A 20,544-nucleotide genomic window follows, 5' to 3' on the forward strand; every position below is an offset into this window, starting at 1 on the left:
TTCTACAGCTCACAGTCTGTTATCGGTGAGCGAGCGGACGACGGTGAACCTGCCGAACGGCCGCGGGCGACGTCGTCCGCCGACGACGTGCTGTGAATGTTCGTTCGGCGTTTTCGTAACGCGACGTTTCGGCGTCGGTCGTCGGCTAACGACTGCTTAGACGGGGCGTTTCTCCGGTCAATGGCGGTTCTCACGACAGTCGCCGACGGAGGACTGATTTGACAGCGATACAGTCGCTTCGGGGGTCAGCTGAACTGGAATTTGTGCTCGAAGGCTCGGTAGACGCTCTCGCCCGTGTCGGTGAGCGAGACGAGCGTTCGCCGTCCTGCCCGGCGGAGGTCGAGGTATCCCTTCGACTCCAGAGGGTCGACGACGTGCGCGTCGAGGCGGCGATACTTCGACTGCCGGTTCTCCGTCGGCGCGTCGGTCATGAACGTCAGTTCCTCGCGCTCGGCGAACTCGATGAGGTCGCGTTTGTGGACGGTGTAGCCCTGGTCGGTCTGGTCGCGGACGTACCCCATGACCGCGATCTGTTCGCTCGTCGGCGACTCGATGGGGTAGTCGGGGAGTTGGCCAATGTCGACGACGCCGCTGGTCAGCGGTGCTTCGCGGATGTCGTGGCCGTACGTCTCAGGTTCGACATTGAACGCGGTGGCGTGCGTCGTCATGCAGGCGATGGCCGCGCCGACAGCCGCGACGTTCGTGCCGCTCGAGATATTGACGAACACCTCGTCGTCGGAGTGCTCGGCCGCGATAGTCGTCGTCACGCCCATCACATCGCACACGTCGTGGAGGCTCACTTCGCGTTCCTCGATGTCGACGCCGGCGTCTTCGAGGTCGTCGCGCAGCGTCTCGTGATACGTCACGGTCGAGTAGTCGTCGGCGTTGACGAGGAGGTAGAGGCGGTCGGCGTTGAGTTGCGTTGCGGGGACGAATACGCGGTCGCGTTCGTAGCCGAGCGGTGCGATCTGCACCCGGCGCATCGACCGAATGTCGCGGATGCCGTCCATGTGCGGAGTGTCGTCAACGAGGTAATCAATCTTCGGAAGCAGCGGCGGACGTGGCGACCGAAACAGAACGGCCACCGGCGAGAGAAAGGAAGCCGACGAGGGGAAGACCGAATGTCGACGAGTGGAGGACCGAACGTTGACGGATGGAGGGCCGGGTGTCGACGGAAACGACCCGGGAGAGGTCGCGTCAGCGGGGACCGAGGACGCCGGGCTTCGAGCACGGGCGACTTCCGAGGGGGACGGACCGACGACGGAGGCGTCGCGTTCCGGCATGTGCCCGAAACGCTGCGACCGCGCAGCGCGGAGGGGCGTCGGCGGGGACGAACACGGCGGGCAACGGCGACCGCATCAGAGGCGGGTACGGCCGCGCCATCCGTCGACCGCGTCTGTCGGACACATGCATATTCACTGTCTCGTGAGAGAACATTCAGTATTGACACGCGACGGTCGTGACCGTCGTGACTATTGTGTCGGCTGCGTCAGGTGCATCGACCCCGCAGGTCACGTCAGTCGACCGTATCGGTGGCGTCAGTCCCGTCGCGCACCAAGTGCGTCACCCCACTTGCATCGACGGCGACTGTTGCAAGCGGGATCGCAGCGCATCGACGAGTCAGCCCGTTACGGCGGTACGCGTTCCGTCCCGGAGGAGACGGTCGGTCGCGCTGGCGAAAGGAAACGAAAGCGAAAGCGACGGGCGGCGATTCAATCGTCGGAGCGGTTCAGCCGCCAGAGTCGAGCGTTCAGCAGCGCCGCGAAACTCACCCAGAGGAAGTACGGGACGAACAACAGCGCCGCGCGCCTGTTGACGCGAGCGAACGCGACGAGGGTTGTCAGCACCGACAGCCAGAGACCCGTGACGACGGCCAGGCCGCCGAAAATCGACCGCCGTCCGAAGAAGACCAGCGTCCACGAGGCGTTGAGAAACAGTTGGCCGACGAACGCCCACAGCGCCTGTCGGCCGCGGACCGACCGGGCGTTGTCGCGGAACACCAGATACAGTGCGACGCCCATCGTGACGTACAGAAACGTCCAGACGGGGGCGAACGCCCATCCCGGCGGCGTCGACGCGGGACGTTCGAGCGTGGTGTACCAGTCGGAAATCTCGTCGCAAGTCAGTACCCCGGGGACGATACCAGCGAGTTCGCAGAGCGCGATGCACGCCGCGAGACCCTTTCGGTCGTCCGCGGAGAGGTCGAACGCGGACGCGACCGTATCGAACACCATGGGCGTCGATACACTCCCGGGGACCAAACTGGTTCCGGCGACTGGCACTGTTTGATATGCGGGACAACCGTCGGACAGCGGTGACGAACTACAGAGAGGAAGCGAGCGTCAGTCGACGTACAACGAGTAGACGATGACCGCGAATCCGACGGCGGTGAGACCGCTCTCGACGACGAGGGCGTACAGTTGTTCGGTCGCGAGCACCTGGTCGGCGATACCCGCCAAAAGGGATCCGAGCGTGACGATGCCGAACCCGATGGCGAGCAGGCGAAGCGCCACCGCGCCGGTCCGGCGGTACGCCTTGTACGCGAAGTAGGTGATAAGCCCGCCTAAGACGAGAGTAAGCGTCTTGAGCGCGACGACGAGCACGCTCAGAGAGGCCGGGTCGGTCACGTCTCCCTCCGGAGTTCGGACCACATATCCGCGAGACGCTCGTCCGCCGACTGCGGACGGCGGGTTATCGTTACCTCGAACTCCCGCTTCTCGTCGAGGCCGATTTCGACCGACTGAAACGATACCCAGTAGCGCGTGGTGTGGTGGCCGTCGCTGCGGATCTCGGTCTGTTCTTCCAACAGCGACGCATCGGTGAGTCGTTCGAGTTTGCGGTACGTCGTCGACAGGGGGATGTCGCAGGCGTTGGATAGCTGTCGTGCGGTCATGGCGTCGTCGAGTTGCCGGACGATGGTCCGACAGTCGGGGTCGTCGAGAGCGTCGAGCACCTCCTGAAGCGAGGCTGCGCGAACAGTCTCCGGGTGCTTACGCACCATCGACCGAGCAATTCGACGGCAGATAGATAGTTCGTTCGACTCACAGGTGTACCGACTGGTCGCCGTCGGTCGCCGTTCGGTCGTGGTCATCCATCTTTGTATTCACTTATCGGTATCTGCGTCCGTACCCGTTGGGACCGTTCACATCCGTCCGCACTCATCTGCATCCGTCCGTCCGTCGACGAGCGGCTCAGTTCGTGGTGAGTATTTCGACGACGTCACGGTGACCGAGTTCGTGGCCGGCACCGATCTGGCGGCCGCTACGACAGTCGATGCCGTGGAGCAGACCGTCGCCGATGTCCGAGTGGAGGTGGTAGGCGAAGTCCTCCGTCGTCGAGTCCGCCGGGAGGATGAAGCAGTCGCGGAAGACGCCTTTCTCGTCCTTCGAGCCGTTGGCGCTGCCGGGGAAGATGGCGATACAGCCGAGGGCGTCGAACAACGCGGCTTCGAGCGCGGCCTGCACGCCCGTCCCCTCGTACTCCTCAACGAACTCCCGAATCTGTTCGAGCCCCGCCTCCTGCTCGACCGAAACGTCGTTGACGATGTCGAACGAGGCGTCGCCCGCGTCATACTCGACGACGCCCGCCTCGGCGGCGTTCTTCAGCGCCTTCTCCGCGTGCGCGCTCGCGGGGACGAACGTGAGGTGGTCGTAGTCGGGGTCGGCGGTGATCTCCTCGTAGTTCTCCTGGGCAACGGGTTTGTCCATCTTGTTCGCCGCGATGACCATCGGTTTCGTCCGCTTGCGAATCTCGCGCGCCAGCGACTCGCGGTCGTCGTCGTCCCATGCCTCCGGATCGAGTTCGAGTCCCTCCGCGAGGATGACCTGCTTCATCCGGTCTTTGTCGATTTTGAACGCGCTCATCTGCTCCGCGAGGTCCTCCTCGATGTACTTTTCGTCGCCGTCGTAGCCGCCCTGGTACCGTTCGATACCTTTCTCTAGAATTTCGAGATACCACATGTCGAGTTCGTCTTCGAGGAAGTCGATGTCCTCGCGGGGATCGTGGCCCTCCGTCGGCTCGCCCTCGATGTCGGTCTCGCCGGAGAAGTCGACGACGTGGACGAGCACGTCCGCCTCGTTGAGGTCAGTGAGAAACTGGTTGCCGAGTCCTTTCCCCTCGTGCGCACCGGGGATGAGACCGGCCACGTCGACGAGTTTCGCCGGGACGTATCGGGTGCCGTGACTGCAGAAGCCGACGTTCGGGGTGCACGTCTCGTCGAACTCCGGGGCAGCGCAGTCGACGCGGACGTACGCCTCGCCGATGCTCGGGTCAATCGTCGTGAAGGGGTACGCCCCCTCCGGTACGTCGTTCATCGTCGCTGCGTTGAAGAAACTGGATTTCCCGACGGAGGGTTTTCCCACCAGACCGATTTTGTAACTCATTGGTCGTTCTGGCCGAGCGACGCCCAAAAACCGTTCTACCCGAGTCGCGTGTGCGTGAAACACTCTGTCGTACGCTCCGCGCTCTCGGCGCTACTCGCCGGCGACGTCCGATGTACATTTGGGGCGTTCGGCCCAACGGCCGCCTATGAGTGACACGTTCGGCGTCGGTATCCACGTCACCGAGACCGACCTCCAGTTCGTCGTTCACGTTCCCTCGGAAATCGACTCGGGGTGGACCGATCCCGACAAGTTCCAGCGACTCGTCGAGCGCGTCGTCTGGGAACGACTCGACCAACAGACGGTGCTCCGAGAGATTTCGTCGACGACGCCGACCGGTGAGACGGTCACTCTGGGGACGGTGACGCTCGACCCCGACGGAACGGTCGTCGACGAGTCGCTCCGCGCGCCGTCGACGGAGTCGTAACTACTCGGCCTGCTCTGCGGCCGCCAGCGACTCGCCGATAGCGTCGAGCAGCTCGGCGTCGTACGTGGTCAGGTCGTAGCGATTTGACCCGACGGTGTCGTTCCACAGTTCGATGACGCCGAGTTCCACGAGCGCTTGTAGCGCGACGCCGAGACTCTGCGGCGTCGTCTCGGTGTCGGTCAACGCGCCGTGTAACTGCCGGGCCTGCGGATAGCTTCTGGTCGACGCTTCGATCGCGCGGCGCGTATCCCGCCAGTGCCGGCGGAGGTAGCCGAAGTTCGTCGGGTTCTCGGCGCGGAGTCTGTCGAGGCGTTCCGCCACCGACTCGTCGATGTCGGCGGTGTCGAAGAAGTCAACGACGGCGTCGTCGAGACGCTCGACGTCTGCGTGACAGATAGCGGTCACGGGGCGACTCTCGCCGAGTTCGCGGAGCGTCCGGAGGAACGGAACCGCGGAACCACCGTCGAAAAGCGGCGTCAACGACTCTACCCAGACGAACAGCTGGCGCTCGGGAGCAGGTTGCGCGAGAGCGATTTCGAGCGTGTCGGCGACGACCTCCGCGCGAACTGGAGCCGACGCTGTTTTCAGCGAGATTCCTCCGAAAATCGGTGTGCTGGATGTCGTCGGCGTCGTCGCAGCGCTTCGTATCCCCTCGTCGATGGCGAGAATGGTGTGTCCATCCGGCGATGGGCCGACCTCTGTCCGCCAGCGGTCCACCCACTCGTCGGGCGTCGTCTTCGTCAGCAACGCGACGACGTCCAGCGCCGGATGTCGTGCGAGTTCTGGCGGCAGCGGCTCCGTTTCACCTCGGTTTCGGAGGTGGACTCCGGGGCGAACGGCCGGCGGCGTTGACGAGTCACCCATGAAGATGTTCCTTATCAGTGTCGTGCGTGATAGAAAGATAAGTGTGCCGGTCACCTGATGATTGTGTTCAGTTTCCAGGAAATATATCTACGGCTGTGTTTCTAGGCGAGCTGCTGGGTTTCGAAATAGCGGTCGCCCACGGAGCTGTCGCTCGGTGGGCGATGAATGAAGTATGAGTGGGAGGCGGCGAAAACGTGTTCCCAGAGGCTCGCGCACTCCAGTAGTTGCGTTCACGCTGGTGAGCTTAACTTCCGTGTTCGGGATGGGTACGGGTGTTGCCTCACCGCTGTGGCCGCCTTAACGCCGACGAACGGAATCGAACCGTTCTCAAACCACTATCGGTCATGCAAGACGTTTGCATTGGGCTTTCTGTGACTGTGAAACCGTTGTATACGTGCAATCCAGTAAACGCCTGGACCCGTTCGATCGATCGAACGAATGCAGCGTCTGAAAACCTCATTTCACCATACTCATGCGGTATGAATGTTGGCTGGTCTGTTAGTGCTCGCGGGCTAAACAACTCGTTGCCTCGTTGCGTACACCCCGAGTCTATCGAACTCGTCTTCTACGAGTGACCTTGGTGGTATCTCTTTTCCATGTGGGTTTCGAGCTTAGATGCGTTCAGCTCTTACCCCGTGTTGCGTGGCTGCCCGGCAACTGCCCTGTCGGACAACCGGTACACCAGTGGCAACCAATCGTAGTTCCTCTCGTACTATACGATCGTTCACGTCAGATACCTCGCACCCCCAATAGATAGCAGCCGACCTGTCTCACGACGGTCTAAACCCAGCTCACGACCTCCTTTAATAGGCGAACAACCTCACCCTTGCCTGCTTCTGCACAGGCAGGATGGAGGGAACCGACATCGAGGTAGCAAGCCACCGGGTCGATATGTGCTCTTGCCGGTGACGACTCTGTTATCCCTAAGGTAGCTTTTCTGTCATCGACGGGCCCCATCTATGGGCCTCGTCGGTTCGCTAGACCACACTTTCGTGTCAGCGACACTCGTTAGGAATGTCACTGTCAGGCTCTCGTTTGCTCTTGCGCTCTTCTTCGGGTTTCCGACCCGAATGAGAGAACCTTCGGGCGCGCTCGATATCTTTTCGAGCGCGTACCGCCCCAGTCAAACTGCCCGGCTACCGGTGTTCTCCTCCCGGAGTGAGGGTCGCAGTCACTGACGGGTAGTATTTCAATGATGTCTCGGCGGCCCGCTAGCGCGGGTGCCTGCGTAACGACTCCTACCTATGCTGCACATCAGCGACCACGTCCCAGCGACAGCCTGCAGTAAAGCTCTATAGGGTCTTCGCTTCCCCTTGGGGGTCTCCAGACTCCGCACTGGAATGTACAGTTCACCGGGTCCAACGTTGGGACAGTGACGCTCTCATTGATCCATTCATGCAAGCCGCTACTGAAGCGGCAAGGTACTACGCTACCTTAAGAGGGTCATAGTTACCCCCGCCGTTGACAGGTCCTTCGTCCTCTTGTACGAGGTGTTCAGATACCTGCACTGGGCAGGATTCAGTGACCGTACGAGTCCTTGCGGATTTGCGGTCACCTGTGTTGTTACTAGACAGTTGGAGCGTCCGAGTCACTGCGACCTGCCCTGTGAGGGGCAGGCATCCCTTCTTCCGAAGGTACGGGACTAACTTGCCGAATTCCCTAACGTCGGTTTTCCCGACAGGCCTTGGCTTTCTCTGCCTGAGCACCTGTGTCGGATCTCGGTACGAATATCACGCTCGTCTTTTCACGGGCCCGAGGTTGGATCGACTTTCGCTGTCTCACCGTTCATCCGCTTCGTGCCATGACGGCTTCCACGGATTTTGATGATTCGACCGGACGACTGTCCGGCTCGATCTACCCCCAGGCGTCGACTTTGAGTGGTGATAGCACTGGAATATTAACCAGTTACCCTTTTGTCCTATTCGAATTACGGTAGGACTTAGGATCGGCTAACCCTCGGCTGATTGGCAGTGCCGAGGAACCCTTGCTCATTAGGCCGTCGGGGTTTTCACCCGACTCTCGCTGCTACTGTGACCAGAATTTTCGTCACTGAGCGGTCCACACGAATTCTCACCCGTGCTTCCGCCCGCTCAGAGTGCCGACCTACTGGATTACTCTATAAGAGTACCGCCGGGTCTCGGAAGTGGACTTGAGCCCCGATCATTTTCGACGCCTCAAACCTCGGCCGGTAAGCTGTTACGCTTTTCTTAGAGGGTAGCTGCTTCTAAGCTCACCTCCCGGCTGTTTAGGGCTCGAGACTATCTTCGATTGCACTTAGTCCACATTTTGGGTCCTTAACCCAGCTCTGGGTTGTCTCCCTTACGGTCCACAGGCTTACCCCGCAGACCGGACTCCCAGCTTCTACGACGTTCGTAAGTTCGGAGTTTGACAGGGAGGCCGACTCCTCTCGGAGGCGGGTCTCCCAATCGGTCGCTCTACCTCACGAACTATCTCTGCTGAGGTCATGCTTCGACATGTTTCGGTCGGAACCAGCTGTTGCCGAGTTCGATGGGCCTTTCACCCCTACACATGGGTCACGAGAGGGTATTGTAGGACACCAACTCTAACAGGCCTCCACGTGGCTTTCGCCACGCTTCACCTTGCCCCCGTGTAGATCACTCGGTTTCGGGTCGTACCCACGCGGCTCCCCGCCCTTGAAGACGGTGACCCTGGCCATAAGGCTGCGGTCGTATCGGTTTCCCTGTGCCTTCCTCGATAATCGAGTTAGACTCGCCGAATAGGTACACTCTCTGGTTCGTTTTTCAAAACGCACGACGCGACATCGGCTCCTCACGAGTTCTACTGCGGGATCGCTCCCGTGTCGTTTGTCGTGAGGCCTTTCATGCCCCGTCGTTCCATCGCCACCTGATTTCAAGCTCTATTGCACGGTCCTTCTTGGAGTGCTTTTCAGCGTTCGCTCACGCTACTTGTTCGCTATCGGTCTCGAGGAATGTTTAGTCTTGGCTGAGGATGCCAGCCATGTTGACGAGGGATATCCGACCCCCGCTACTCTGGAGTTGACCCACGACCGCTCGTCGACGATACGGGGTTGTCACCCTGTATCACGCTTCGTTCCAGAAGACTTCTCGTCGATGATTGGTCGATGGTGGTCAGTCCGAACACCACATTGCCCGTGAGGGCTTCGGTTTGGACTGTGTCGTCTTCACTCGCCGTTACTAACGACATCGCGGTTTGCTTTCTTTTCCTGTCGGTACTAAGATGTTTCAGTTCCCGACGTTCCCCATTGCGCAAAGGCAATTGTGAAGGGATTCCCATTAGGAGATCCTCAGTTCTTTGCTTCCATGCAGCTCCCTGAGGCTTATCGCAGCTTGGCGCGTCCTTCTTCGGTTCTCGAGCCGAGCTATCCACCAGATGGCAGAGTAGCCATACGATGGTATAGTGATGGACACTGTAATCCGTTCAAGTCAATGAACGGGTCCAGTGGACGTCTGGATTGCACGTACACACGGTTTCATAACACGTGCCGGAGTGAATGGTCACGTGTTCAACCCTTCCCACCCACGCTTACACGGGGTGGTGCATCGGTTCTTGCTTCGGATCTGAATCGAGTGTCGTCTCCCACTTAAGGGACACGGTCTTCGATTCAGTCCGAGTCATGGACCCACAGGGATTCGAACCCTGGGCATCCTCCTTGCAAAGGAGGCACTCTACCACTGAGCTATGGGCCCACTCCTGCTTTCGTCTTGATCTCGACGGAGAGCAGGAGCGTCTTTGCGAGCCAACGTAGTTCTAAGGTGCCCGACCGACAGAGCGGTCGTCAGCGAACTCGGGGATGCAATGAAAGGTGTGCCACCCACGTCGGGGTGGTCACGGGTCAGTAGGAGGTGATCCAGCCGCAGATTCCCCTACGGCTACCTTGTTACGACTTAAGCCCCCTTGCGAAGCCCAGATTCGACTTGGGTATCCAAGCCTCATCCGGACCTCACTCGGGTGCTTTGACGGGCGGTGTGTGCAAGGAGCAGGGACGTATTCACCGCGCACTGCTGATACGCGATTACTACCGAATCCAGCTTCATGTGGGCGAGTTTCAGCCCACAATCCGAACTACGACCGGGTTTCTGAGATTACCGCCCTCTTTCGAGGTTGGAACCCTTTGTCCCGGCCATTGTAGCCCGCGTGTTGCCCAGCACATTCGGGGCATACTGACCTACCGTTGCCCGTTCCTTCCTCCGTGTTAGCCACGGCAGTCCTCTTAATGTACCCAACCACCCGGGGGTGTTGCTGGCAATTAAGAGTGCGGGTCTCGCTCGTTGCCTGACTTAACAGGACGCCTCACGGTACGAGCTGACGGCGGCCATGCACCTCCTCTCAGTAGCTCAACATAGAGGTCATCAACCTGATGATCATCGCTACTGTCGATGCTGGTGAGATGTCCGGCGTTGAGTCCAATTAAACCGCAGGCTCCTCCGGTTGTAGTGCTCCCCCGCCAATTCCTTTAAGTTTCATCCTTGCGGACGTACTTCCCAGGCGGCCTGTTTAGCGGCTTCCCTACGGCACAGCACCCACTCGTAGTGGGTGCCACACCTAACAGGCATCGTTTACGGCTAGGACTACCCGGGTATCTAATCCGGTTCGAGACCCTAGCTTTCGTCCCTCACTGTCGAGTCCGTCTTCCCAAGGTGCTTTCGCCATCGGCGGTCCGTCCAGGATTACAGGATTTCACTCCTACCCCGGACGTACCCCTTGGGTCTTCCGGCTCCAAGCCGCGCAGTTTCCACCGGACGCCCATCCGTTAAGCGGATGGATTTCCCGATGGACTTACGCGGCCAGCTACGGACGCTTTAGGCCCAATAAAATCGGTCATCACTCGAGCTGCCGGTATTACCGCGGCGGCTGGCACCGGTCTTGCCCAGCTCTTATTCGTGAACCTCCTTACGGTTCACAAAAGCGAGGACTGTATGCCCTCGCACTCGGGGTCCCCTTGTCGCACTGTCGTGCAGTGTAAAGGTTTCGCGCCTGCTGCGCCCCGTAGGGCCCGGAATCTTGTCTCAGATTCCGTCTCCGGGTTCTTGCTCTCACAACCCGTACCGATTATCGGCACGGTGGGCCGTTACCCCACCGTCTACCTAATCGGCCGCAGCCACATCCTACAGCGCCGGAGCGTTTCGAGTACTCTGCATTCCAGCGTGAGTACGGTATGAACTATTAGCCTCAGTTTCCCGAGGTTATCGTTCTCTGTAGGGTAGTTTGGCCACGTGTTACGGAGCTATCCGCTACGAGTCTGAACTCGTACAACTAGCATGGCTAAATCGGACCCCGATAGCAATGACCTCCGGCAGGATCAACCGGAATGCTCCCGGACACAAGGTCCGGGGGGCGTGGCGGGATTTGCTCTCTTCGAAGAAGAAAGCGAATCACCGTTATAGGTATTGCATGGTCCGAGTTCGGCGACGAGACCGTCGGTCGGTCGGGTGTCACCGAACTACGTTGGCTCACATCAGATTCCGTCTGTACGGCGGACCGCAGGGGCGGAATCCTCATTTCCTTCGGACCTGAACCAATGCGATTCGCGGGTATAAACCCGTCGAATCTCGTTGGCGGTCCGTGATTGGTGACCGGTCGAACGGTCACCGAACCACACTGCGTCTTGCTGCATTCCTATTGAGTGGTACGTAGAACTTAATACTGTTGATTCGCTCGTATCTACGAAAAATACCGACAAATTCGAGTTACCGTCCAACATGGTACACTGATTCACACAACACTCAGTTTCGGTTACGGTGGTGATAACCGGCGACATCGGTAGTGGCTGTCCGAACGAGTAGCGGCCGTCCGAACGAAAAGACGCGATAGTAATATTATCATTCGCACGCATGTGTGAGACAAGATTCGTGTCGGTTTATAAGGCCGGGGCGAGGAATCCAGACCGAACAATGACGACGCCGGCAGACTCAATCGAGATACAGAACGTAGTCGCATCGACAGGTATTGGACAGGAGCTCGACCTGGAGGCGCTCGCGGAGGACCTTCCAGGGGCCGACTTCAACCCCGACAACTTCCCCGGCCTCGTCTATCGGACGCAGAATCCGAAGGCGGCCGCGCTCATCTTCCGCTCGGGGAAAATCGTCTGCACGGGGGCCAAGAGCATCGACGATGTACACGAGGCGCTTGGTATCATCTTCCAGAAGCTTCGAGATCTGAGCATCCCCGTCGAAGAGAGCCCCGAAATTACCGTCCAGAACATCGTCTCGAGCGCGGACCTCGGACACAACCTCAACCTGAACGCACTCGCTATCGGACTCGGCCTCGAGGACGTCGAGTACGAACCAGAGCAGTTCCCGGGACTGGTTTACCGAATGGACCAGCCCAAAGTGGTCATCCTGCTCTTCGGTAGCGGGAAAATAGTGATCACCGGCGGCAAGCGGACCGACGACGCGGAGACGGCCGTCGAGGAAATCGTCGAGCGGATTCAGAACCTCGGCCTTCTGGGTTAGACGCTCCCTTCGACGAGACGGTTACGCGTTCGACTCAGGCGGCAGCCGTACCACTCGAAGGGTGACGGGCACGGCCGGGTCGACGGGACACAACGGTCATATGCGGGCGTCAGAAAACCCGAACCGATGACCGCACGCGAGGACGTCGCATTTCTCGTCGGGTCGGCGAGCAGAATCGCCGTACTCGAACAGCTGCACCGCACCCCGCAGCGGCCGATAGAACTCGCCGAGACGTGTCCGTGCACGCGCGAGACAGTGCAGCGAGCACTCGCCGGATTCGTCAAACGAGGGTGGGTCGAAAAACGGTCACACGAGTATCACCTCACGCTCGGCGGTGAACTCGTCTTGACCCACTACCGCGACCTCGCCGATGCGAGCGAGAACGCGGCGAGGTTGACGCCGTTCGTCACGAACGTTGACAGTTCGCTCGCCGGGCTCTCACACTCGGTTCTCCAACGGGCGACGGTCACGGCCGGAACGACGGAGAACCCCCACGCGCCGATTGATCGGTATCTCTCCGTACTCGGCACGGAGCCAGTTCAGACGTACCGCGGTATCTCCCCGATCGTCAGCCGCGTGTTCAACGAGGCGGCGGCGAGAGTCATCGGCCCGGAGACCGAGATGGAACTCGTCGTCGACGCGTCCGTACTCGAAGCGTCGACGACCGCTGACCCAGAAGCGGTGCAGAGAGCGCACGAACTCGATCAGTTCACGCTGTATCTCTCGCCCACGCCGGTCGAGATGGGTCTCGCCGTCTTCGACGGCTATGCGTGGCTGGGTGCGTACGACCGAGGGAACCTCATCGCGTGCGTCGACGGCGACGACTCCGAACTGCTCGAATGGGCGGAAGCCGAGTATGACCGCGTGTGCGCGACGGCAACCGAAATCGAACCGGACCCGACGGCGCGAAGGAAGTCACACGAGAATGACGACTGATGCTGGGCGTACGACGATGCTGTGACTGACCCCATCACACGTGACGGTTTCTTTTACATATTCGGTGATAAAATATATATGGCCCTCTGGCATCGGCCCAAACGCAGTCGCTCTCGTTGACTCGTTTCGGCCCTCCAACCGACTCAGGGACGCGAAAGCAGCTACGAATCGCCGTTTTCGGTCAGCACTTCTTTGACGACCTCGGGGTTCTCGAGCAGTTGGTGTTTAGTGTAACTGCCTTCCGCGCTTCCGCCGCTGTGTTTCGACTGTTCGATGATGTCGAGAAACGCGTGTTCCTTCAGTAGGTCCCGCACGCGACGCAGCGAGAGACTGTCGGAACCTTCCTGCCGACAGATACTCTCGTATATCTCGTAGACGCGACTGGTTCGAAAGCCGTCTTTGCGCTGATTCGACAGCGAGAGGACGGCGAGCGCCTGCAGTACGTACCGCGAGTGTGGAGTCGACCCGCGGATGAGTTCGCGAAACCGGTCGGTCTCCGCGCGCTCGCGTGCCTGCGTCACGTAGATTTCCTTGACCGTCGGCGCGCCGTTGGACTGCGCAATCTCGCCGGCGTACCGCAGAATGTCGATGGCTTTCCGTGCGTCACCGTGTTCGCGGGCGGCGAGTGCGGCCGCCCGCGGAATCGTCGACGGGTCGAGGACGCCGTCGCGGAAGGCGTCGCTGCGAGCGTCCATGATGTCGCGGAGCTGGTTCGCGTCGTACGGGGGAAAGACGAACTCCCGTTCGCAGAGGCTGCTCTTGACGCGTTCGTCCATGCGGTCCTTGTACTGTATCTTGTTGCTGATGCCGATGACGCCGAGTTTGCAGTTCTCGATCTTCCCGGCCTCGCCGGCGCGAGAGAGTTGCATGAGGATGTCGTCGTTTTCGAGTTTGTCTATCTCGTCGAGGATGATGAGGACGACGTCGTACGTCGCGTCGAGGATTCGCCACAGGCGCTTGTAGTACGTCGCCGTGCTGAGCCCTTTGTCGGGTACTTTAATGTCGGTGAGTTCGGGACGATTGACGCTGTCGGCGATAGTCTGGACCGCTTGCGTCTCGGTCGTGTCTTGGGCGCAGTCAACGTACGCGAACGTGGCGTTGACCGCCTCATCGCTGGCAGTCTCGACGAGTCGCTGGGAGACGTACTTCGCACAGAGCGATTTTCCGGTCCCCGTCTTTCCGTAGATGAGGACGTTGCTCGGGCTCTGCCCGAAGATGGCGGGGTTGACCGCCGTCGCGAGGTCCGAAATCTCGTCGTCGCGTCCGACGATACGCCCCTCACCAGGGAGGTGGCTGATTTCGAGTAGCTCCTTGTTAGCGAATATCGGGTCCTCGCGCGTGAAGAGGTCGTCCCCTGCGTCCGGCATACCCGTGCACACCACGTTTCCGGTGAAATGGTTTCTCATTTCCGAGCGTCGACACACACACCACGTTTCCGGTGAAGCGGCTCGAAGGCGGGAGAGAGTTCAGGTGAAACGGAGGTGTGTGTTCACCGGAAACGAGGTGACCCCCCGAGAGAGGGTGACCTCCGAACGGGTTGAGTTGGTAGTGGACAACGGGAGTCGAGCTTGACCACGCAGACGGAGATGTAGACCACGATATCCGCCATTCCTGAGCGTTAGGTCCTCATTGGACGGTGAATTCATCGAACAGTCCATTCATTGGATCATCCATCGATCGGACAACCCATTCATTTCGACCCGATAACCGGACCATCGGTTCCGGTGGCGAGAGGTTGCAACCTTATTATAATACACTTTGCAACCAGTTTACTGGGCTGTTATCTATCTGGTTGTATAAAACAACAGGTTTAGGAACCGCCATCGAATGAGACAATTCGTGGAGAAGTCGTTCGATACTACTCCTTTCGCCCCTTCTGCTTCGCCTTCGAAGCGACTGTTCGGCACCTACCGGTAACGCTTCGGGTCGCTTCACCGGAAACGTGGTGTGTCCGTGACCAACTGCACGACTGTTCACGAATCTCTGTTCGACTGCAAAGATACCAGAAACTCCTCGAACTCCTCTCCGTCCAACTGAGGCTGCACTCTGTTCAGCCCTCTCAGTTCGACTCTCTATTCATCTGAGTAGCGGGTTGCGTCCCGTCTGCTGATTTCACCGGAAACGTAGTGTGTGGCTCACTCTCACTCCATCTACCGACACCCGGACGGGGGTCTCGCGTTCCCCGAACTCTTTCGGTCACTATCAACAGAGGCGCCGTGAGAAAGCATGAACCGCCGTGAGTATCACCTTCCCCAGGGGTCGAAACGGGACATTTCACCGGAAACAAGGTGTCTCTCTGCACTCACGTTTACCAAGTTTACCGAGTACTCCCCTCTCGTCGGGACTCTCAATAGACTCGACCAGACGCCCGACACGCCTCGTCTCACTCTCGGAGTTTCATCGGAAACACGGTGTGCCTCTGTCACGAAGGTCACCGTTTCCGACCGTCAGTTCACCGAAAATCAGGTGTCGCCTCCTTTCTGTCGGCCTGTCACCGACGTTTCCGTCTCCCGATACCGCCTGTCAATTAGCGAATAATGGCATCTTCGGACGGTGGTGTCGGCGGATAGCGATACCACTGAACACGACTCTCGTTCATCGGAAACACGGTGTGACGGCGTGTCTCGTTCGACGTAGCTACGTTTCACACGGTGCGGACGGGCGTAACAGTCAATATGCACTGTGTGTATACGTGTCAGTAGTGGCTACTCGACACGGCGGTCAACGCGTCGAATCGCCGAGCATCCGCGCCGGGCGGACGCCACACGACCCTCCGCTCAGAGACCCGACTCTCTACGCACTCACCGACCACTTTCGAGATCGACTCCGACAGCCGGGTCGATACATCTCGATACCCGTCGTGAGTGATGCCATCGAGCACGGGCAACTGCGGTGGAACCGTACCGAAGGGTGGCGCTTCGCGCTCGTCCGCGACGGCGTTCGATTCGTCGTCGTCGTCGGCGACACGGAGACGACTTCGCCCGTCGTCGTCACTGCGTGGACCGAAATCGCCGATTGGGAGGGCGCGATGGCCGCCGACCGCTGGACGGTCGACGACGTTCACACGATTCAGTTGCGAGCGGCGCTCAGTGAGACTCCAGAACGCCGGATACCGTCGCGTATCCGGCCCCGAGTCGTCGGGCGGCCGTTCGAGATCGGCGGACACCGACTCACGACCGTTGCGGGCGAGGGACACGTCGAATGTTGCGACTGCGGCGGTCGATTCCGGTCGAAATGCCAGTTACTGACGATCTCGTGTCGTCGGAGTTAAGGACGCCCAAAGGGCTGTCGACACAGAGGCTGTCGATGCGGATCGAGATACGCCATTCTGTCTCGTCGTCCGCTCCGACGCAGCGTTATCTCGCATCTTCGTTTATCTTCCCCAGTTCCTCTCTTCAGTCTCTCCCTGGTCTCTCCTCGCTCCTTCTCTCGATTCGATTTCGGCCGCACTATCTACCGTAGTGTACACTCGGACGGTCGAGATAGTTTCTGAGAATACCCCCAAGCAGGGATATAACTACCTTCGGCGCGTTGCTACCATGCCGTCTGACGGAAGTCAGACGACCCTCGGGATGAGGAGATTCTACCATGCGAACGCCAGCACTAGATAGAACAGTGACACGAGCACGACGGACCCTTCGGAGAGTTGCCTCGCCCGTCGTAGAGACGGCTCGGTTCGCCATGAACTGGGCCGAAACTCGACTGTCGGCGGAACAGCCGTCGAAACCGTGGCAACGCGTCTGGCTCACGCGAAGCGAAGTCCGATGGCGCAAAGCCGACACAGCAGTCGAGTGCTTTGGCGTCGCCGACGGCTACGTCACGACGGTCGAGTACACCGACCGTGACGTGACGTGGCAGTTGACCAAAGGACCGGCTCCACTCGCGAGTGCGCTCGCCGTCAGCGCGCTGTATCTACAACACGGGGTGACGCCGCACGTCGACGCTGACGGGCGGATGTTCGTCGCCGTCGCAAACGAACGACCCGTCGAGGCGTTTCGGAACTTCGAAGAAAAACCGTACGAGTACACGTATCTCGACGGCTACCGCTCGCTCGAAGAACTCCCGGGATGGGTCGACCGAACCGACCTCAAACCGGTTTACGCCAAACTCTCGCACCGGCACCGACGCGAACTGCCGCCCGGCTGAGCCGATTCGAGAAAAACGAGACATCGGAGTCGGCACCGACTCGCTCCGTTACGCTCGCTCGACGGCTCGGCCGCCAACTCCTCGCTCGAACAGTTACGATCGGCGCAGCTCTACAGACTAGAACGAAACTAAAAACCGCGAACTCACACAGATTCGTCGCCGTCGAACAGCGATGACAGCGATCGCGCCCCGTCGCTCGTGTACAGGCGGTCGGTCGTCGCTGCCGCGACGACGACGGCCCACGTTTCGTCGACCGATCCCTCGAAGAGCTGTTCGGGAACAAGCGGCATCGGGATCGGTTCGAAGCCAGCCTCGCGCATGTCCCTCACGCCGTCGAACGACCCGACGACGACTCCCTCCGGGTCCCGGACGTGCATCCGCTTGTCACTTCCTCGTCGGTAGGAGTATGGAAACACTGTCGGTAGCGGACAGCGCAGTTCGTCGCAGTCGTCGACCGCTGTCACGACCTCGCCGTCCGCCCGGAGGACGACCCGCGTCTCGCTTTCGTCACGCGACGGGCCGCCGCCCAACTCCTCGCGCCACGTCAGTTGCGTGTCCGGCCGCGCTACGGCGCACAGTGCGTAGCCGCCGCCGGATAGCTCGGGTCCGGATTCTCCCCTTCTCGACAGTTCGTTGTCTGCATCCGTGTCGCTCGCCAAGGCGATTCGGTCGGGGCCGTTGTGGAACTCTCGTTCGCCGCCGTCGGTTCTGACGCCCGCCGGGTCCGAGAGCAGTTCGACGACCGTCGCTGCCAGCGTCTCGTCCACCAACGGTAGGTCCGGCGACGGTAGGTCTGGCAACGGTGCGCGGGTCTCTCTCGCGAGACGGCTTCGGTCGGCGGGTGGAACGACGAACAGTGTCTTCCGACCCCGGTCACGGTTGTCTGCGTGTTTCGAAAGCACTGTCGTCGGCGTCACTTCGTCGACTTCGAGCGGTTCGATAGCGACGGGCGCGTCGGCGACGAACGCAGCGTCTCCGGTAGAGACCGATTCGACCGGTTCGGCGACGGCGTCAGGTTCGCGACCACTCTCCGGACGCTGAACTGCGTAGCCGAGCCGGGTGCAGCAGTCCTCGCCGTAGGTCAGGAGGGTCTCGCGCGAGCTCACGACGCCTTTTCTCATCCCTCGAAAGTTGGGTCCGCTCGTTGAATACGGTTTCGTGGGTCGGTAGTGCACGGCACGCGCGGTGCACACGGTGGCTCTCCAGAGAGCGGTCGTGAACCCGACGCGGCCGGTACCGTTCGCCGACACCGCCAGAGTCGGAAACGGTTTTCCGCCCGCGTTCGTAGCCCGCACGATGACCGACGACCACGGGGACGACGCTCGTGAGAACCCGGAAACGAACCCGCCCGATCCCGAGACGAACACATCCTCCCCGGAACGCGCCACTGACGCCGAAGTCACCAAAGACACCGAAGACACCGAAGAATCCGAAGAAACTGAGGAGCCCGTCACGCTTGACTCGTTCTACGATGCGCTGCAGGCGGAAGGACGACCCCTCGTCACCGCACAGCAGGTCGCCCGCCGCCTCGGCATCTCCCAAGCGGCCGCCGCCGACGCGCTCGACGCACTCGCCGACGCCGGAACCGTCCAACGGGTCGAAGTGGAGTCCGACCCCGTCGTCTGGTATCCGACGCAGTGGGGCGAGGTCGCCGCACGCGAGCGCGTCATTCTCTTCCCCGAACGCCGCGAAATCGTCGTCGACCGCCCGGAGCAGTACACCCGCGCGCAACTGTCGCAGTTCGCCCACCTCGTCGACACCACCGGCGGCGACGCAGACGAACGCGGCTACCTCTACACGATTCGCACCGAAGACGTCTGGCAGGCCCCGTTCGACGAATTCGAGGGGCTGCTCCGGAGCATGCGCTCCGTGCTGCCGCGACGCTCCCCACATCTCGAAGAGTGGGCCGAACGGCAGTGGAAGCGCGCCCACCAGTTCACGCTCAGAACCCACGAGGACGGCTACGTCGTCCTCGAAGCGGCCAACGAGGACCTGATGGGGAACGTCGCCCGCGAGAAACTCAGCGAACAGCACCTGCACGCCCCTATCTCCGACACCGAGAGCTGGGTCCGCGATGGCGAGGAGGCGGCCATCAAACGCATCCTCTACGAGGCCGGCTACCCCGTCACGGACGAGCGCGACCTCGACACCGGCGATCCACTCGAAATCGACCTCGAGGTCGAGCTACGCGACTACCAGCAGAACTGGGTCGACCGCTTCGTCGACCAGAGGTCGGGCGTCCTCGTCGGACCACCGGGCAGCGGCAAGACCATCGCCGGAATGGCCGTACTCGCGGCCGTCGGCGGCGAGACGCTCGTCCTCGTACCGAGTCGCGAACTCGCCGGTCAGTGGCGGCAGGAGTTACTCGAACACACGACGCTCACAGAGGACCAGATCGGCGAGTACCACGGCGGATCCAAGGAGATTCGTCCGGTCACCATCGCCACGTACCAAACAGCGGGGATGGACCGCCACCGCCGGCTGTTCGACTCGCGCGAGTGGGGACTCATCGTCTACGACGAGGTCCACCACATCCCGAGTCGCGTGTTCAGGCGTAGCGCCGACTTACAGACCAAACACCGACTCGGCCTGTCGGCGACGCCCATCCGTGAGGACGACAAGGAGGAGGAGATATTCACCTTGGTCGGACCGCCCATCGGAACCGACTGGGGCAAACTGTTCGACGCCGGATTCGTCCAGGAACCGGAAGTCGAGATTCGGTACGTTCCGTGGACCGACGAGATGGCCGAGAACGAGTACCGCAGCGCCGACGGCCGCGAGCGGTACAAGCTCGCCGCGCTCAACCCCGCGAAAGTCGACGAGGTTCGCCACCTGCGCAGTCAGTATCTCGACGCCAAGGCTCTGATTTTCGTCGATTGGCTCGAACAGGGCGAGGCGTTAGCCGAGGAACTCGACGTGCCCTTCATCAGCGGTGAGATGCCTCACTATCGCCGCCGGCAGCTGCTCCAGCAGTTCCGCGATTCTGACGACGGCGACGTCCGAACGCTCGTCGTCTCCCGCGTCGGTGACGAGGGTATCGACTTGCCGAACGCCGAGATCGCCATCGTCGCCTCCGGTCTCGGCGGGTCGCGACGGCAGGGCGCACAGCGCGCCGGACGGACGATGCGTCCCGTCGGCAACGCCATCATGTACGTGCTCGCCACCCGCGGCTCTCCCGAGGAAGATTTCGCCGAGCGACAGCTCCGACACCTCGCCGAGAAGGGGATTCGCGTTCGCGAGTCGGGTGCCTGGCCGACCGGTGGCGACGAAGCGTAGAGACTCCTCGACATTCGCGGTCGCGTCGGCGGGCGTGGCTCGCGGTCACCGGAGCGTCGTC

The 20,544-nt window shown here is 60.8% G+C and carries 14 protein-coding genes, 1 tRNA gene and 3 rRNA genes; 6 read left to right on the forward strand and 12 right to left on the reverse strand.

Features of this window, described 5'->3' with window-relative positions:
- Positions 1-245: 245 nt before the first annotated feature.
- The 5 genes from LAQ58_RS05450 to LAQ58_RS05470 all read right to left on the reverse strand — a co-directional run bounded on the left by LAQ58_RS05450 (position 246) and on the right by LAQ58_RS05470 (position 4,382).
- Entirely contained in the window at positions 246-1,010 is a 765-nt protein-coding gene (locus LAQ58_RS05450; RefSeq protein ID WP_224449595.1) for an HFX_2341 family transcriptional regulator domain-containing protein, read from the reverse strand.
- Positions 1,011-1,712: 702 nt separating this feature from the next.
- Positions 1,713-2,234 carry a TspO/MBR family protein gene (locus LAQ58_RS05455; protein ID WP_224449596.1) on the reverse strand — a complete coding sequence of 174 codons (522 nt, stop codon included), beginning with the start codon at positions 2,232-2,234 and terminating at the stop codon, positions 1,713-1,715.
- A gap of 108 nt (positions 2,235-2,342) precedes the next feature.
- The gene (locus tag LAQ58_RS05460; protein WP_224449597.1) at positions 2,343-2,627 is read right to left on the reverse strand and encodes a DUF7521 family protein; all 285 of its coding nucleotides are present in this window, start codon (positions 2,625-2,627) and stop codon (positions 2,343-2,345) included.
- Entirely contained in the window at positions 2,624-3,001 is a 378-nt protein-coding gene (locus LAQ58_RS05465; RefSeq protein WP_224449598.1) for a winged helix-turn-helix domain-containing protein, read from the reverse strand. The genes LAQ58_RS05460 and LAQ58_RS05465 overlap by 4 nt, the downstream gene beginning before the upstream one ends.
- A gap of 190 nt (positions 3,002-3,191) precedes the next feature.
- Entirely contained in the window at positions 3,192-4,382 is a 1,191-nt protein-coding gene (locus tag LAQ58_RS05470) for a redox-regulated ATPase YchF (protein WP_224449599.1), read from the reverse strand.
- Positions 4,383-4,527: 145 nt separating this feature from the next.
- On the opposite strand from LAQ58_RS05470, the gene LAQ58_RS05475 reads away from it, so the two are divergent.
- Positions 4,528-4,806, forward strand: a complete 279-nt coding sequence (locus tag LAQ58_RS05475; RefSeq protein ID WP_224449600.1) for a DUF8124 family protein — start codon at positions 4,528-4,530, stop codon at positions 4,804-4,806.
- On the opposite strand, the gene LAQ58_RS05480 is transcribed toward LAQ58_RS05475, so the two are convergent.
- The 5 genes from LAQ58_RS05480 to LAQ58_RS05500 form a co-directional block, all read right to left on the reverse strand.
- Complete coding sequence (locus LAQ58_RS05480; RefSeq protein WP_224449601.1) at positions 4,807-5,670, reverse strand: hypothetical protein; 864 nt, start codon at positions 5,668-5,670, stop codon at positions 4,807-4,809.
- 178 nt (positions 5,671-5,848) lie between these two features.
- Positions 5,849-5,970 (reverse strand): 5S ribosomal RNA (gene rrf, locus LAQ58_RS05485).
- A 178-nt stretch (positions 5,971-6,148) separates the two neighbouring features.
- Positions 6,149-9,063: ribosomal RNA gene (locus LAQ58_RS05490) — 23S ribosomal RNA — on the reverse strand.
- A gap of 224 nt (positions 9,064-9,287) precedes the next feature.
- Positions 9,288-9,359 (reverse strand) — tRNA-Ala (locus tag LAQ58_RS05495).
- Positions 9,360-9,510: 151 nt separating this feature from the next.
- A 16S ribosomal RNA gene (locus LAQ58_RS05500) occupies positions 9,511-10,983 on the reverse strand.
- Together the 16S, 23S and 5S rRNA genes with 1 tRNA gene alongside form the textbook arrangement of a ribosomal RNA operon.
- Positions 10,984-11,564: 581 nt before the next feature.
- Here LAQ58_RS05500 and LAQ58_RS05505 point away from each other — a divergent pair.
- Together LAQ58_RS05505 and LAQ58_RS05510 are read left to right on the forward strand one after the other, a co-directional pair.
- Positions 11,565-12,125, forward strand: a complete 561-nt coding sequence (locus tag LAQ58_RS05505) for a TATA-box-binding protein (protein WP_224449602.1) — start codon at positions 11,565-11,567, stop codon at positions 12,123-12,125.
- A 126-nt stretch (positions 12,126-12,251) separates the two neighbouring features.
- Positions 12,252-13,061, forward strand: coding sequence for a helix-turn-helix transcriptional regulator (locus tag LAQ58_RS05510; protein ID WP_224449603.1), 810 nt, complete (start codon positions 12,252-12,254; stop codon positions 13,059-13,061).
- A gap of 161 nt (positions 13,062-13,222) precedes the next feature.
- On the opposite strand, the gene LAQ58_RS05515 is transcribed toward LAQ58_RS05510, so the two are convergent.
- On the reverse strand, positions 13,223-14,428 hold the full coding sequence (locus LAQ58_RS05515; protein WP_224449604.1) for a Cdc6/Cdc18 family protein: 1,206 nt from the start codon (positions 14,426-14,428) through the stop codon (positions 13,223-13,225).
- 1,334 nt (positions 14,429-15,762) lie between these two features.
- Between LAQ58_RS05515 and LAQ58_RS05520 the strand changes: the two genes are divergently transcribed.
- Together LAQ58_RS05520 and LAQ58_RS05525 are read left to right on the forward strand one after the other, a co-directional pair.
- Positions 15,763-16,332 (forward strand): hypothetical protein, encoded by a 570-nt coding sequence (locus LAQ58_RS05520; protein ID WP_224449605.1) that lies wholly within the window; start codon positions 15,763-15,765, stop codon positions 16,330-16,332.
- A gap of 410 nt (positions 16,333-16,742) precedes the next feature.
- On the forward strand, positions 16,743-17,207 hold the full coding sequence (locus tag LAQ58_RS05525; protein ID WP_224449606.1) for a hypothetical protein: 465 nt from the start codon (positions 16,743-16,745) through the stop codon (positions 17,205-17,207).
- Positions 17,208-17,350: 143 nt separating this feature from the next.
- Here LAQ58_RS05525 and LAQ58_RS05530 read toward each other — a convergent pair whose 3' ends face one another.
- On the reverse strand, positions 17,351-18,313 hold the full coding sequence (locus tag LAQ58_RS05530) for a hypothetical protein (protein ID WP_224449607.1): 963 nt from the start codon (positions 18,311-18,313) through the stop codon (positions 17,351-17,353).
- A 190-nt stretch (positions 18,314-18,503) separates the two neighbouring features.
- Here LAQ58_RS05530 and LAQ58_RS05535 point away from each other — a divergent pair, with 190 nt between their 5' ends.
- Positions 18,504-20,483, forward strand: a complete 1,980-nt coding sequence (locus LAQ58_RS05535; protein ID WP_224449608.1) for a DEAD/DEAH box helicase — start codon at positions 18,504-18,506, stop codon at positions 20,481-20,483.
- The last annotated feature ends 61 nt before the right edge of the window (positions 20,484-20,544 follow it).

The organism is Haloprofundus salilacus, from assembly GCF_020150815.1.
In the GTDB taxonomy this organism is placed as follows: Archaea; Halobacteriota; Halobacteria; order Halobacteriales; family Haloferacaceae; genus Haloprofundus; species Haloprofundus salilacus.

What these genes read in the sequence shown, in the direction of transcription:
- LAQ58_RS05505 (WP_224449602.1), top strand. Translation starts at nt 11,565, where the DNA reads ATGACGACGCCGGCAGACTCAATCGAGATACAGAACGTAGTCGCATCG.
- LAQ58_RS05515 (WP_224449604.1), bottom strand. Translation starts at nt 14,428, where the DNA reads ATGCCGGACGCAGGGGACGACCTCTTCACGCGCGAGGACCCGATATTC.
- LAQ58_RS05510 (WP_224449603.1), top strand. Translation starts at nt 12,252, where the DNA reads ATGACCGCACGCGAGGACGTCGCATTTCTCGTCGGGTCGGCGAGCAGA.
- LAQ58_RS05475 (WP_224449600.1), top strand. Translation starts at nt 4,528, where the DNA reads ATGAGTGACACGTTCGGCGTCGGTATCCACGTCACCGAGACCGACCTC.
- LAQ58_RS05535 (WP_224449608.1), top strand. Translation starts at nt 18,504, where the DNA reads ATGACCGACGACCACGGGGACGACGCTCGTGAGAACCCGGAAACGAAC.
- LAQ58_RS05480 (WP_224449601.1), bottom strand. Translation starts at nt 5,670, where the DNA reads ATGGGTGACTCGTCAACGCCGCCGGCCGTTCGCCCCGGAGTCCACCTC.
- LAQ58_RS05455 (WP_224449596.1), bottom strand. Translation starts at nt 2,234, where the DNA reads ATGGTGTTCGATACGGTCGCGTCCGCGTTCGACCTCTCCGCGGACGAC.
- LAQ58_RS05465 (WP_224449598.1), bottom strand. Translation starts at nt 3,001, where the DNA reads ATGGTGCGTAAGCACCCGGAGACTGTTCGCGCAGCCTCGCTTCAGGAG.
- LAQ58_RS05470 (WP_224449599.1), bottom strand. Translation starts at nt 4,382, where the DNA reads ATGAGTTACAAAATCGGTCTGGTGGGAAAACCCTCCGTCGGGAAATCC.
- LAQ58_RS05525 (WP_224449606.1), top strand. Translation starts at nt 16,743, where the DNA reads ATGAACTGGGCCGAAACTCGACTGTCGGCGGAACAGCCGTCGAAACCG.
- LAQ58_RS05450 (WP_224449595.1), bottom strand. Translation starts at nt 1,010, where the DNA reads ATGGACGGCATCCGCGACATTCGGTCGATGCGCCGGGTGCAGATCGCA.